Genomic DNA, 13555 nt, shown 5'->3' with positions numbered 1-13555 from the left:
AAAGCCTGAATTTGACCAAATCCTTTAAAAGCCCTATTCCTAGGGAATTAATGAGAGCTCTTATGCCCTGGTTACCCGTTCAGGCGAAAATATTTTTTGGTTTGCATCAGAGTAGGAAAACAAATATGTCTTTTTGCACTACCAAGGATCACAAAAAGCAGGTGATCGACTGTGTTGATCATCAAGCGGCGCAGTTCACTGCGTTGGCGCTGACGATTCATGCCAATCCTGAGCTAAGTTTTGAAGAGGTAAAGTCGTCGGCAATGCTGATAGCCCCTTTGCGGGCCGCTGGTTTTGAAATAGAAGAACAGATTGGCGGGCTGCCGACGGCATTTCGCGCCACCTTCGACAGTGGCAAGCCCGGCCCGACCATCGCGCTGCTGGCTGAATATGACGCGCTGGAAAGTTTGGGCCACGCTTGTGGTCATAACCTGATCGGCACCGCGTCGGTCGCTGCTGCACTGGCGTTAAAGGCTGGTTTCCCGGCGATAACCGGTAAGTTAGAAGTGATAGGTACACCTGCAGAGGAGGAGGGCGGAGGCAAAATTATTCTGGCCGAAAAAGGATTTTTCGACCAAGTGGACGCCGTGATGATGTTCCACCCGCGAGATAAAACGATGGTAACGCGCGGCGGTCTGGCCTGTGTTGATGCTACTTTCAAATTCTTCGGTAAAGCGGCCCATGCGGCCTCAGCCCCGCAGAATGGTATCAGTGCGTTGGACGCTGTGATCAACACGTTCGTCGGCCTTAACGCGTTGCGTCAGCTGTTCACCGACGACGTGCGTGTCCACGGCATTATTACGGATGGCGGCAGCGCCATGAATATTATTCCGGCTTATGCAGAAGCTAAATTTCTCATGCGCGCCAACACCGTCGGCGGACTGACCGTGGTGAAAAACAAAGTCTTCGCCGTTGCGCAGGGGGCGGCAGACATGAGTGGTGCGCGGTTGGAGATTGAGGAAGGACTGACATACGCCGAGCGCAATAACAACCTGACGCTAGCTGGGTACTTCCAGCAAAACCTGGAGACCCTCGGTGTGGCCGTGTTTCCGCCCCCGCTCAACGGTGGTATTGGTTCGTCCGATATTGGCAATGTCAGCCAGATAACCGCGGCAATTCACCCCTATCTACGTATCGGGGATGTCTTGCCTCATACCCCCGAATTTGCCGAAGCAGCCGGTTCTGCGGCTGGTCTGGACACTATGTTGTTGGCGGCAAAAGCACTGGCAATGACCGCCGTCGACTTGTGTCAAAACCCCGACATGCTGCATGCGGTACGGGAAGAGTTTTTATCCTGGCAGTCGCAAAATAACCCCTGTGAATGAGAGAACAATAATGATCAAGAGAACACTGGTTTTGGCCGCATTCGGCTTGATGGTGAGCAGTTCTATGGCGCGCGCTGAAGGCGAAACCCTACGCGTAGGTGCAGATTTGGCATTCCCACCTTTCCAGTACCGTGACGCCAATGGCACGCCGAGCGGTTTCGAAATTGATATTACTAATGCCATCTGCAAAGAGATGAAGGTCAAGTGTGAGTTTGTGGTCAGCAGCTTTGACGCCGAAATCCCTTCACTGATGGCCAAGAAAGTCGATTTTATCTCGCCGCAGGGCGCGACGGAAAAGCGGCGTAAAGTGATCGACTTCAGCGACTTTGTTTTCCATATTCCGACCAAGCTGGTGGCACGCAAAGGCAGTCCATTACAACCAACGGCGGAGTCTCTAAAGGGCAAGCACGTCGCGGTGCAGCAAGGTTCGATTCAGGAAATGTATGCTAATACGTTCTGGTTGCCAAAAGGGGTGGATGTGGTGGCTTATGCTGATCAGGATACGATTTATCAAGATTTGATCGCTGGTCGTCTGGACGCGTCACTCAGCCCTGGTGTGGCAGTGACATTTGGTTTCCTCAATAAACCGGAAGGTAAAGATTTCGCCCTGACTGGACCTGAAGTACGTGATGATAAGCTGTTTAGTATTGGTTCCGCCTACGGTCTGCGCCAGGGCGACGACAAAACCAAAAAGCTGATCAATGAGGGGCTGGCGAAAATTATTGCCGACGGTACCTGGGAAAAAATCAAAACCCACTATTTCGGTCCACTGGAAATGGCGGTTAAGCGCCCGCAATAGCCGGGGAGAAAGTTTTCACCATAAAGACGCTCAGCGGGTCATTGGCATAATGGCCAAATGGCCCGGTAAGGCTGAAGCCATGTTTCTTGTATAACCCGATGGCGTCATGCTGGTGGATACCGGTTTCAAGATATACCGCTGTAATCTTCAATGCCTTAATGTGGTCCTCCAGAGAGTGAATGAGTCTGGAGGCCACGCCTTTTCCGCGTCCATTGGGCGCAACATAGACCCGTTTGATTTCCGCAATCCCATCATTACCCAGGTAGAGGCAGGCGCAGCCCACGGGTTGTCCCTCGGTTACGGCCAGAACAGGGTAGGTGACCGAGTTCGCCATGACTTCCAGCGGCATACTGTAATCACTGCCATTGGGGTAGAGTGCAGACTGGTAATGGTCGAGTTCGGTGACTAGCGCCTTCAGCTTGGGATCAGTCAATGCAACCGGGATAATAGTCAGGGACATAAAACTCACTCAGGATTGTGTGAACAATCTACGATTTATAGTGATGAATATCTGTGAACGCAAGGGCTGGGCCGGTTTCAGCATGGTTGGGGTGAATATCTTTTGTCTTCTAATGACGTCAGTTCGACGCTGATGCAGAATGAGAAAGCAAGAGCCGGAGGGTAGCGAAACAGTGGGCAAGATAGGCTGTGGTTCAACCCACCGAAAACCTAAGAGGTTCAGCGATGTCAGCGAAAATTATGCCAGTGACTGCTCTGTCCAATCAAACTTGTCCCGCCAATACCCCGCCAGACACACAGAATGATCCACGTTGGCAGGCGGTGGTGGATTGTAATGCTGCCGCCGATGGCCAGTTTGTTTATGCGGTGAAAACGACCGGCATTTATTGCGCACCATCGTGCCCATCTCGGCAGCCCAATCCTAAAAACGTGATATTTTTTTCCGATGCCGAGGCAGCAGAACAGGCAGGTTTCCGTCCCTGCAAGCGCTGCCGTCAGGGGTTGATCTCGCTGGCGCAGCACCATACTCAGCAAGTTGAACGAGCCTGCCGCCTCATTGAGCAATCAGAGTGTGTCATTACACTCAATGATCTTGCCGCTGCGGTGGGCATCAGCCCTTATCACTTTCATCGCTTATTCAAAGCCCAAACTGGAGTCACGCCGAAAGAGTATGCACTGGCGCTGCGTATCCGTCGTATGCGCGAGACCTTGCGGGAAAATATGCCGGTTACTGAGGCGATTTACCGCTCAGGCTATGGTTCGGACGGGCGATTTTACGAAAATACTGCTGTTGCGCTGGGCATGACGCCAAAAGCCTTCAGATCTGGCGGCCGTGGTATTGAGGTCTGGTTTGCTGTCGGGAAGTGCTCTTTAGGCAGCATTCTCGTGGCCGAAAGCGCGCGGGGGATCTGTGCCATTTTGTTGGGTGATGAGCCGGAACGACTGGTTCAGCAGTTGCAGGACAGCTTCCACCACGCTGTTTTACAGGGCGCTGACCCCGATTTTGAACAGCGAATGGCGACCATCATCGGTTTCGTCGATGCGCCACAAAAAGGGTTGGGTTTGCCTTTGGACATTCGCGGCACCGCATTTCAACAGCGTGTCTGGCAGGCATTACGTGAAATCCCGCTCGGTACTACGGCCAGCTATTCGCAGATTGCACAGAAAATTGGCGCGCCGAAATCGGTTCGTGCCGTTGCTGGGGCGTGCGCCGCCAACCTTCTGGCAGTGGCGATTCCCTGCCATCGGGTGGTAAAAAATGATGGGCAGATTGCGGGTTATCGCTGGGGTGTCGAACGCAAAAGGGCGTTACTGGCACAAGAGGAAAAGACAGAAAATAAATAATAATTGCTCACTGCGGGAAAGCCTATGGCGGGCGTTATACTGGCGGAATCATCACCCCAGGTAAAAGCTAACCCGCTAAATTTAAGGATATTTCCTGTGACTACGCTAACCATCCGAGATGCCAAACCCTCTGACGCCGCTGAACTGGCCCGTTTACACGTGGCTGTCTGGCGTGAAACCTACCGTAAACTTGCCCCAGCCGACGCCTTTGCTGCGCTCGATGAAACCCGCCGTCTGGCGTTCTGGCAGGATAAGTTTGCGCACCCGGCAGACCAACAGTATGTCTTGCTGGCTGAGATTAACGGTGAATTGGCTGGATTCACCTTGGCCTCAACGTCGGGAAACGTTGAGTTCGGTAAACTGGCCGAAATAAAACTGTTGTATGTCGACACGCAGTTTGCGCGTCAGGGAATTGGACGCTGCCTGCTGACTGAGATAGCTCAGCGACTGAAAAATAGCGGCTTCACTGGCGTAGGTCTGGGAGTCGTCGAAGATAATTTCCCCGCTATTCACTTCTATACGGCGTTGGGTGGCAAAGAGGGCGGACGCTATACAGATTCCGGCCCACTATGGCTTTCCAAAAATGTTATTTACGCCTGGGATGATATCGACCAGTTGCTGTCTACCTCGCTAAAACCGCAGCGCCGCTAAGGCTCTTGTTAGGCTCTGAAGGCTTCCAGACGTTGCTTCTGCTGGCCTTCGGCATCAAAATTCTCTGCACTTAGCCACTGTTCGAACGCCGGTTTGCGCTGTGGCCATTCGTTATCCAGCATCGAATACCAGCAGGTATCACGGTTGTGCCCTTTGTTAACGATCACCTGACGGAATGTCCCCTCAAACTGAAAGCCGAATCTTTTCGCCGCCGCATTGGATGCGATGTTCATAAAGTGGCACTTCCATTCGCAGCGACGGTACTGCAAATCGTCAAACAGGTATTTCAATAGTAAGAAGATCGCTTCAGTTCCATGGCACGAGCGTTTCATTAGCGGCGACCAATTCACCCAACCAATTTCAGCCACGCCGTTTACCGGATCAATACGCATCAGCGCAACACTGCCCATTGCGCGCTGGGTCGCGTTATCGACAACGGCAAAAAACAGCGGATCCTGACTTGCTGCATTGCGGGTGAGCAGTGAATCACACTCTGCCTGTGTTGCCGGGCGCTCGGTAGAGAAATAGGTCCAGTCGCGGTTGTCCTCTATGCTGTGCCAGGCGGAGAAGAGAGCCTGACTGTGAAGCGCAGTATCCAGCGGTTCAAGCCGGCAAAAACGGCCATCGAGCGGGATAGACTGGGGGCGTTCGCGTGGTTTCCAGTCGGGCAGAGCGTCACCTATCGGTTGACCAAAGTGATTGAGCGTTGTCATGTCTGATTCCGTTTCCATTTCGCCAGTGAAATAGTCCCTATAAAATCAGAAGCGTGATAACGCTGCAACCTGAAGTATGCGGGTCTTAAGGTTAACGCCTTTCTGCGCAGCGAAAGAGACGGATTTTCTCTCTCACAATAGCCTGTACAGCGGCATGACACCGCACGATGGGCGTTAGCTGAAATAGGGTTTAACCGGCTGGCTCTGGCTGATGGCAACAAATGCAGAGTTTATTGCCATCAGGATCGCGGAAATAAGCGCCAAAATAGTGTTCATGATAATGCGGACGCAACCCTGGCGGGCCTTCGCAGCTGGCACCATGCTCAAGTGCTGCGCGATAAATATGCTCAACCTGCGCACGGTTTTCGGCCAGGAACGCCACCATTTGGCCGTTTCCAGCTGTCGCTGATTGACCGTCCAGCGGTTTGTTAATCAGTAATATCGGCCGCGGTATGTTTGGCGTTTGCCAGCCTGCCCAGGCCCGTTCACTGTCGCTGAATTTGAGTTCCAGACCCAGAATACGGGCGATTGTCGAATAAAAAACAAATGCCCGATCAAAATCGTTTACGCCGATGCAAAGGTGGGAAAACATTCTGATTCCTCATCTAAAAAGCAGTAGGGAAGTGCGTTAGCCCAATCTTTAATCCTTCAATCGGTTCCATGGCATTTTTGCAAGCAATATGGCCATGCCGCACCAGCCACTCAGGCCAGCAAAGAGCAATCCTGCCCCGACGAATCCAGAGAGTAAAAAGAAGTTTTTATCCAGGGTATATCCCAGCACGATACCTATGAGGATCAGGATACCCGCGGCAATCTGGACTTGCCGCATGATAGGGAGCGGTTGCCTTTTATCTTCGAGGGTAGGGAGGTTTGCGCTTTTCCAGGCGTTAATGCCTCCCGTGAGTAACAGCACAGAGGACGCGCGAGCCGCTTTGGTGAGAACGTCAGCATTTTGGGTCGTGCGCGACCCGGCCAGACAGTGAAAAATAACCGGCTGCGTCGCCGATAAACCTTCAATGCCTTTTCCTGCAATCATGTCTGATACAGGACATGAGATAGCACCAGGGATATGTTCACGCAGAAACTCAGCGGGCTCGCGAATATCCACCAGAACGGCTCCAAGCTCTATGAGTGCTTTTGCTTCGATAGGCGTAACGGATTTAGGTATCATTTGAAATCCTCAGGGCAGTAAATGTCCCTTAATGTGCTGATCAGTGTTTTAACGGCGACGTTTTTGATGAAATAGTTCATTTTTTGCCCCTCTCTGGCACATTCAATTAAGCCTTCATCTTTCATCCTGGCCAAGTGCTGAGAGGTGGCTGAAGGGCTTAATCCCGTCAAATGACTTAGGTCGCCAGCCGACGTACCCGGTGAGTCAACCAGCATGCAAAGGATCAGTAGCCGGTTAGCATTACTCATCGATTTAAGAAGTTTTGATGCCAAAGTGGCACTTTCTTGCAACAGGTTTAGTTCAGTGTCTGTCATGGCTCATTAGTTTAGTGTTTTCTAAGTTTAGAAAAATCTAAACTAATTGATGTCATGCCGTAGTGCAACAAAAAGATTGCAGATTAATTATTCGCGTGAGGATTTGGCTGTTTGAGCGGGAGTTGAGGTTGGCTGAATGCACCAGATTTGGACAAAATAGTCGCCTGAATGGGTAATATCTCAGGCAACGTTTTTATTTACAGGATACCTTCATCCGGCATCTCACTTAAGATGCGGACTTGGCTATAGCCTGTGTCATTGGACTTGATCGCCCAATATTATATCGCAGGTTCGCCTTCATAAGCCTTTCTGAACAGCTCAATGACCTGCTCTTTCGTTGCTTTACGGGGGTTGGTAAGTTGGCAGACATCTTTTTTAGCGTTCTCTGCCATAACAGCAAAATCTTCAGGTTTAACACCCAGACTTTTCAGATCGTGGGGAATCCCCACTTGTTGGCTTAACCTTTGGATAGCTTTGATCGCTTTAACCGCAGCCTCATCAGCTGAAAGACCCGTTACATTTTCTCCCATGGCTTTAGCAATATCCTTGAAGCGATTGAGATTGCTCATTAAGTTAAATGACGAAACGTAAGGTAATAGAATGGCATTGCAAACACCATGCGGTAAATTATAAAAACCACCCAGTTGGTGAGCCATGGCGTGTACATAACCCAAGGAGGCGTTATTAAATGCGATACCGGCCAAATATTGAGCATAAGCCATATTGCTTCTGGCTTTCATATATTCACCATTAGCAACAGCCTTCGGTAAATATTGAGTGATCATTTCTATTGCTTTTAACGCTGAGGCATCTGTAAGCGGATTTGCCATGGTCGAAACATAGGCTTCGATGGCATGAGTTAATGCATCCATTCCTGTTGCTGCGGTTAATGACGGCGGCATGCCCACCATTAACTCAGGATCATTAATCGAAATTTGTGGTGTGACACGCCAGTCGATGATAGCCATCTTAACTTTACGTTCACTGTCCGTGATAATACAAAAACGGGTGATTTCAGAGGCTGTACCGGCAGTGGTATTAATTGCCATTAATGGAATCATATCGTTACTGGATTTATCAACGCCTTCAAAATCCTTAATATCCCCACCGTTAGAGGCGACCAAGCCAATACCTTTGGCACAGTCGTGTGACGACCCACCGCCAAGAGAGACTATCGAGTCGCAGCCATTATCATGGTAGGCTTTAATCCCGTCTGCAATATTTCTATCTGTTGGGTTAGGCTCTGCACCACCGAAAATATGTGTACTAATTCCAGCTTTTTTATAAATGTCGGCAATTTTTTCTGCCATACCACTTTGAGCCAGAAATTTATCGGTAACAATGAGTATTTTTTTCGCCTTTAACGTCTTCGCTAAATCGCCCGCTTCTTGTACGCTACCTTCACCAAAAATATTTCTTGTAGGTAAAAAATAATAAGTTGACATATTTCCCCTCTTGTTTTAATTGGCGATTTATGTGTCAGTTAACATATATTCTCTCGATAATAAATATAATGATAATTACGGAATATAAATTTAAAGACACGTAAACATTGTAATGCGTTCAATACCTGCGCTGATGTAGCAAGCATTGTCTGGTGGAATCATATAGTAAAACCACATAACGTTTGTGAAACACCTCACAAAAGATAAGGTTTATCGTATGGCGTGTGAATTGCTCCAGTGATCCAGGCATATTAGCGGTGCTGAGACTATTCCTGCTCATATTCTGCGGGGGTTTTAGACTGGAGAGCGGCGGTGATTTGAAGACTGCCTAAAATCACTTTAGGCAGAGTAAGTCTCGTAGGAAGAGGCGACAGACCTAAAATCTGGCGCCTCTTGAACGTTAGACAATAAACACTTGAACCATCTGTTTCAGGTTACGAGCCTGATCAGCAAGCGCTTGTGTTGCCGCGGAGGCTTCCTCTACCAGCGAGGCGTTTTGTTGCGTCACACTCTCCATTTGGCTAACCGCCACATTTACCTGCATGATGCCCTGACTCTGCTCTCCTGATGCCAGTGAAATTTCACTCATCACGGTCGACACGTCATTAATTGATTGAATAATGTCTTCAATAACCTTGCCGGTATCGTTCGCCACAACGGTTCCCTCTTTGACAAAGCCCACCGATTCATCGATTAACTGTTTAATCTCTTTGGCTGCCACAGAGCTTCGCTGTGCGAGTGTGCGAACCTCACCCGCGACGACGGCAAAGCCGCGTCCCTGTTCACCAGCACGGGCGGCTTCTACTGCTGCGTTAAGCGCAAGAATATTGGTCTGGAAAGCAATGCTTTCAATAACCTTAATAATTTCAGCAACCTTCGTTGAACTCCCGGAGATGCTGCCCATCATGGAAATCATTTTTTTCACTGAGCTGCCTCCCTGATCTGTTTTCTGAGAGGTGAGTTTGGCACTTTGGGTCGCCTCAGCGGCATTTTCAGTGTTGAGTTTCACTGTCGATGTCAGTTCCTCCATGCTTGCTGCCGTTTCCTGCAGCGCCGCCGCCTGCTGTTCCGTTCTTGCTGATAATTCGGTATTTCCCTGAGCGATTTCATCTGACGCCAGTGAAATTGAATCTGCCGACTGTTTGATATCACTCACAATATTTCTGAGACGCCCTTGCATCACACTCAGCGAAAAGATCAGGCTGCTGGTGTCTTTTTCAGAAAGTACAATGTCCTTGCTCAAGTCTCCTGAGGCAATCGCGGAGGTTATTGACTGAGCAAGTGCGGGTTCGCCACCCAATTGTCTGAGAACGCTGCGGGTAATAAGGAAAGCCAGTGCGCCGCCACATATGATTGAAATAATGGTCAGCAAGATTAATAGCTTGAAAACACCAGAGAAGGTTTGCTGGGCTTCACTACCTGCTTGCACATTGAGTGCGTTTTCAAAATCTGTCAGTTTATTCAGATTGCCCAGCCACTCTCTCTGCAGCGGTCTTGCCTCTTCCAGCAAAATCCTTGTGGCTTCCTGTCGATTATTATTTTTACCCAACTGAGCGGCTTTGGTCAGTGCCGGCATGGCCGCCACTTCATTTTTTTCTATTAAGGACATTAGCTGAATTTCAGTTTCTGTCGTTGCCGGCTCCTGGTCGAATAACTCTTTAAGCATTCTCTTGTTTTTACTGTAGATTTCCGATTGTGTCACGAACCTTGCCCACTCTTTATTCAGGTCGTCCTGATTAGTGAGCAATGCCAGGTTCCTGACAGCAATAGCCCGGTCACTCACGGTGGCCGTCATGGCGACGACAAACTGAGTCTCATTCTGGTTCACGTTTACGATCACATGGAGCTGGTCTTGCATTTTTCCCAAGCCGTACAGGCTTGCGGAAGCGGTGATCAGCAGCAAAATGATCATTGCTGTAAAACCCGTAATAAGTCGTGTGGATAATTTCATAGGTGCAGGCTCATTCTAATTGTTTGAACTCAGAGTATCGGCAGCACAAGGGGAAGAATGAATAATTTACAAAAAGACTCCCCCCTATATCAGCATTGGAATAGACGTTGGCCAGAGGTTTATTTCTGCTGCTCAGGTCCTGATAACGATTAAAAGTCCGATTTATTCAACAAGCCTGCAAAACAGCTTTCTTCAAGCGATCCTCTGCTGGGTTTTTCTTAAATCCGCCTAATCTTAATTCATTTTATTTTACAATGAGTTAATGATTTATTTATGACTAAGTACTTATTGACTTTTGCCGTATTGATCACAATTCAAACAATATTGAGTTGTTTTTAACCCATCCCTTGAACATGATGCTTTCTCGACGCAGCAATAAATTAAAGAGATCGAAATGGAACCGTTATTCATCGGCGTGGAGGTTGGATCGGCCAGTGTTCGGGCAGGATCGCACTATCGAACCCAATAAGATGCACCAGGCCTTCCACGAAGCGAAATACCCGGTGTATTTGCAGATGTATCAGGATCAGCAGCAGTACCAAGTGCTAATGAATTCCTGGCAAACTTCGACTGCACCTGGCCGGGGCTGGTGGGCATGCTGTGTCTGGCGGGATCGCTAACCAGTCTGGGTAAAACGTATTCACGCTTATGGTCAGAGAATTTTGATGATGAGCTGTTTATCGACGGTTTGAAAACCTGGCTGCGTTACGGCTCACTGCAACACTCCGTGGAGTATCTGCACGCAATACCGGCAACTCATCCGGTAATGGCCACCGAAGCGGGCCAACTGGGTCGCAATGTGGGCGAGTTTATTCTGCACAACAAAGAAATTATTGGCCTGTTTGATACCTTCTGCATGGGAATGATCAACGGCGTTTTCCCGCAGCAGGCGATGGTGAATATTGGTATGCCGATTGAGTCACTGTCTCAGTCGGCGCTGTTAGTGGAAATGGCGAAAATACCGGATGCTCTGCGTGAAGAGTGTCTGCAATGGTATATCGACCAAGGTGTCGATTTTCGTTTCGGCCAAAACAGTGAAACCGAGCTCACCCGTGAGCAGGTGAAAGAGCAATGCGCCATGATGATTGCGATGGCGAGATTTGTGCAACGTTTCGGGTTGTCTGCGGTGGGGGTGCAATATCAGCAAGGGTTGAAAGACAGCTGTGCGGCCTCTGATTTTGCAGAGGGAGCCATCGGCTCCAGCACCCGTTTTCCGATTCCAGATGAGCACGGCAATATCATTTGCGAGGGTCAGCCTATTCCTTGCATTAACGAAGTGGATATCTGGCGTGGTACATAAAATGCAAAGTAGGATCCACCGCATCCTGCCAACATGGAAAGATTTAAAACGTGTGTTGCCGACTTATCTCCGCTCATCCGTGATCGGTACGGGAATTGGCGCTATACCAGGAACGGGCGGCGATATTGCGTCTTTTATTGCCTACAATGAAGCCAAACGGTGGTCAAAGCATCCTGAGGAATTTGGTCAGGGTTCACCAGAAGGCGTTTCTGCCCCAGAGGCGGGAGCCAATGCTGTCGCGGGTGGCGCCATGGTTCCGTTAATGACTCTGGGCATTCCCGGTGATGGGGCAACCGCCATTATTATGGGCGCATTTATGGTTCAGGGACTGGCGCTAGGACCACAACTTTTTACCGATCATCCGGTGGAAGTTAATGCCATATTCATCGGGCTGCTTGCGGCCAATATCTTCATGGGCATCATGGGGTTCTTAGGGATGCGACTGTTTGCAAAAGTGATGAATGTACCGCGCCGTGTTCTGGTACCGATCATTTTTGCACTCTGTTCCGTCGGTGCCTACTCAGTTAACCATGACATGACCGACGTTTTTGTGATGATGGGGGCCGGGATCCTGGCATACATCATGATTAAGCTCGATTTCTCCATGTCGCCCATTGTGATTGGTATTATTCTGGGGCCGATGGCGGAATCAAATTTTCGTCGTGCGCTGGTCATTTCAGAAGGGGATCCCTCTATTTTCTTGACGCGTCCGGTGTGCGCTGTTTTTCTAAGCATCGCTTTGGTGACGCTTTTGTTACCTATTATCGGGCCACGTCTCAAGGCGTTATGGCGTAAACAGCTAAGCTAGATGTTAGTAAACCGGGTCGACTCAGCCATGGCCCGGCTATTTCACCTAAAAGGAATGTATTTCGATGGCAAAAACAGTTGATGAAATCGCAAAGGACTTAGGGGTTTCAATCACAACGGTACGTGCGGTACTCAATGGTAACGCGAATAAATACCGTCTTAGTCTGGCAACACAAGAGAAAATAAACCAATACGTCAAACAGCACAGCTATACCATTAATCTCACTGCTCGCAGCCTGAAACTGAACAAAAGCAACATATTCGGCTTGGTGATCCCCAGACTGTCAAACCCGTTCTTTTCTGCACTGGCGGAACAACTGGAGGCTTCGTGCCGGGAGTTAGGTTATCAGTTGATGATCAGTTGCTCTAACGGGGATGCTCGCTATGAAAATTTGCTAGTGAAGTCGCTGGAAGAACGCAACGTCGATGGTATTTTTATCGCTTCTACGGAGGCTGGCTGTCAGGCTCATCATTTAAAACATCGTAAAAAAGCACTGGTGTTTCTGGACCGAGATTTCGCTATTAAAAATGCCACCTGCGTGACGACTGACAACAGCGATAGCGGGTATCGACTTACCCGAGCATTGCTGGAACATACCGCTAAATCAGTACATTTCTTTGTGGCAGATCCCAACTCGCCAACGATAATCGACCGCCTCAGTGGCTTTCACCGAGCAATGGCAGAACAGGGTATTACCGTACCTGACACTGATATTACGTATGCAGAACATAACCGTATCAGTGATGGCGCAAACTTGATGGCACAATTCATTGATCGCCACCATTACTGGCCACAAAATTTTATCGCCTCTTCGCTGCCGGTATTACAAGGTGCGTTGAGTGTCTTGCGTGAACGTTACGGTTATATCCCGAACGATATAAATATTGGTACATTTGATGACAATATTATGCTGAGTTTTCTGGCAAATAATATCTGGTCGATGCGCCAGAATGAGAAACAACTCGTCGAGAAAGCCTGTCAGTTGATGGTCGGGAAGTTGGAAGGTTCTGTCTCTGAACGTAGTACGACAGCAAAAGCAGAACTGATCTTTCGACAGAGAAAATCAACCTGATATAGAAAGAGTATCCCTGCATAGGTTCCTACCGTTACGTATGCATCTGTGATGCGTTCTGTTGTCCATGCAGTCAGTATGATGGCCCAAACTGAATCTAAGGTGTTCATTTTGCGAACAGACACATTCAGTAAAGAAACACGCTTATGGCAAAGGTGACGATAACCGACCGGATAAGGCTTAGCACTACATTGTATTTATAA

The 13555-nt window shown here is 49.0% G+C and carries 13 protein-coding genes and 1 pseudogene; 7 read left to right on the top strand and 7 right to left on the bottom strand.

The window, feature by feature from the left end:
• The first annotated feature begins 125 nt into the window (after positions 1-125).
• Both IEV89_RS15585 and IEV89_RS15580 read left to right on the top strand, forming a co-directional pair.
• Positions 126-1325: a M20 family metallopeptidase gene (locus IEV89_RS15585; protein ID WP_188474435.1), complete on the top strand. Its 1200-nt coding sequence runs from the start codon at positions 126-128 to the stop codon at positions 1323-1325.
• A gap of 10 nt (positions 1326-1335) precedes the next feature.
• Positions 1336-2124, top strand: a complete 789-nt coding sequence (locus IEV89_RS15580; RefSeq protein WP_188474434.1) for a transporter substrate-binding domain-containing protein — start codon at positions 1336-1338, stop codon at positions 2122-2124.
• Here the strand turns inward: IEV89_RS15580 and IEV89_RS15575 are convergent.
• Entirely contained in the window at positions 2108-2584 is a 477-nt protein-coding gene (locus IEV89_RS15575; protein ID WP_188474433.1) for a GNAT family N-acetyltransferase, read from the bottom strand. The two genes, IEV89_RS15580 and IEV89_RS15575, sit on opposite strands and share 17 nt — an antisense overlap.
• Positions 2585-2808: 224 nt before the next feature.
• On the opposite strand from IEV89_RS15575, the gene ada reads away from it, so the two are divergent.
• Both ada and IEV89_RS15565 read left to right on the top strand, forming a co-directional pair.
• Positions 2809-3927, top strand: coding sequence for a bifunctional DNA-binding transcriptional regulator/O6-methylguanine-DNA methyltransferase Ada (gene ada / locus IEV89_RS15570; RefSeq protein ID WP_229746493.1), 1119 nt, complete (start codon positions 2809-2811; stop codon positions 3925-3927).
• 96 nt (positions 3928-4023) lie between these two features.
• The gene (locus tag IEV89_RS15565) at positions 4024-4578 is read left to right on the top strand and encodes a GNAT family N-acetyltransferase (RefSeq protein WP_229746492.1); all 555 of its coding nucleotides are present in this window, start codon (positions 4024-4026) and stop codon (positions 4576-4578) included.
• Positions 4579-4586: 8 nt separating this feature from the next.
• Here the strand turns inward: IEV89_RS15565 and IEV89_RS15560 are convergent, their stop codons facing one another.
• The 6 genes from IEV89_RS15560 to IEV89_RS21965 form a co-directional block, all read right to left on the bottom strand.
• On the bottom strand, positions 4587-5291 hold the full coding sequence (locus IEV89_RS15560; RefSeq protein WP_188474431.1) for a GNAT family N-acetyltransferase: 705 nt from the start codon (positions 5289-5291) through the stop codon (positions 4587-4589).
• 190 nt (positions 5292-5481) lie between these two features.
• On the bottom strand, positions 5482-5883 hold the full coding sequence (locus tag IEV89_RS15555; RefSeq protein ID WP_188474430.1) for a VOC family protein: 402 nt from the start codon (positions 5881-5883) through the stop codon (positions 5482-5484).
• Between the two features lie 48 nt (positions 5884-5931).
• Positions 5932-6462 (bottom strand): rhodanese family protein, encoded by a 531-nt coding sequence (locus IEV89_RS15550; protein ID WP_188474429.1) that lies wholly within the window; start codon positions 6460-6462, stop codon positions 5932-5934.
• Positions 6459-6776 carry an ArsR/SmtB family transcription factor gene (locus IEV89_RS15545; protein WP_188474428.1) on the bottom strand — a complete coding sequence of 106 codons (318 nt, stop codon included), beginning with the start codon at positions 6774-6776 and terminating at the stop codon, positions 6459-6461. Before IEV89_RS15545 ends, IEV89_RS15550 begins: the two co-directional genes overlap by 4 nt.
• A gap of 278 nt (positions 6777-7054) precedes the next feature.
• Positions 7055-8221, bottom strand: coding sequence for an iron-containing alcohol dehydrogenase (locus IEV89_RS15540; protein ID WP_188474427.1), 1167 nt, complete (start codon positions 8219-8221; stop codon positions 7055-7057).
• 400 nt (positions 8222-8621) lie between these two features.
• Positions 8622-10172, bottom strand: a complete 1551-nt coding sequence (locus IEV89_RS21965; protein ID WP_188474426.1) for a methyl-accepting chemotaxis protein — start codon at positions 10170-10172, stop codon at positions 8622-8624.
• A gap of 556 nt (positions 10173-10728) precedes the next feature.
• On the opposite strand from IEV89_RS21965, the pseudogene IEV89_RS15530 reads away from it, so the two are divergent.
• The 3 genes and pseudogenes from IEV89_RS15530 to IEV89_RS15520 form a co-directional block, all read left to right on the top strand.
• Positions 10729-11457, top strand: a pseudogene (locus tag IEV89_RS15530) (signal transduction protein); the annotation flags it as partial.
• A 16-nt stretch (positions 11458-11473) separates the two neighbouring features.
• Positions 11474-12280 (top strand): tripartite tricarboxylate transporter permease, encoded by an 807-nt coding sequence (locus IEV89_RS15525; protein ID WP_229746491.1) that lies wholly within the window; start codon positions 11474-11476, stop codon positions 12278-12280.
• 64 nt (positions 12281-12344) lie between these two features.
• On the top strand, positions 12345-13352 hold the full coding sequence (locus tag IEV89_RS15520) for a LacI family DNA-binding transcriptional regulator (RefSeq protein WP_188474425.1): 1008 nt from the start codon (positions 12345-12347) through the stop codon (positions 13350-13352).
• Positions 13353-13555: the final 203 nt, after the last annotated feature.

Origin of the sequence: Hafnia psychrotolerans (genome assembly GCF_014639435.1) — a bacterium.
GTDB lineage: Bacteria > Pseudomonadota > Gammaproteobacteria > Enterobacterales > Enterobacteriaceae > Ewingella > Ewingella psychrotolerans.
This window is presented reverse-complemented; position numbering and strand designations above follow the sequence as displayed.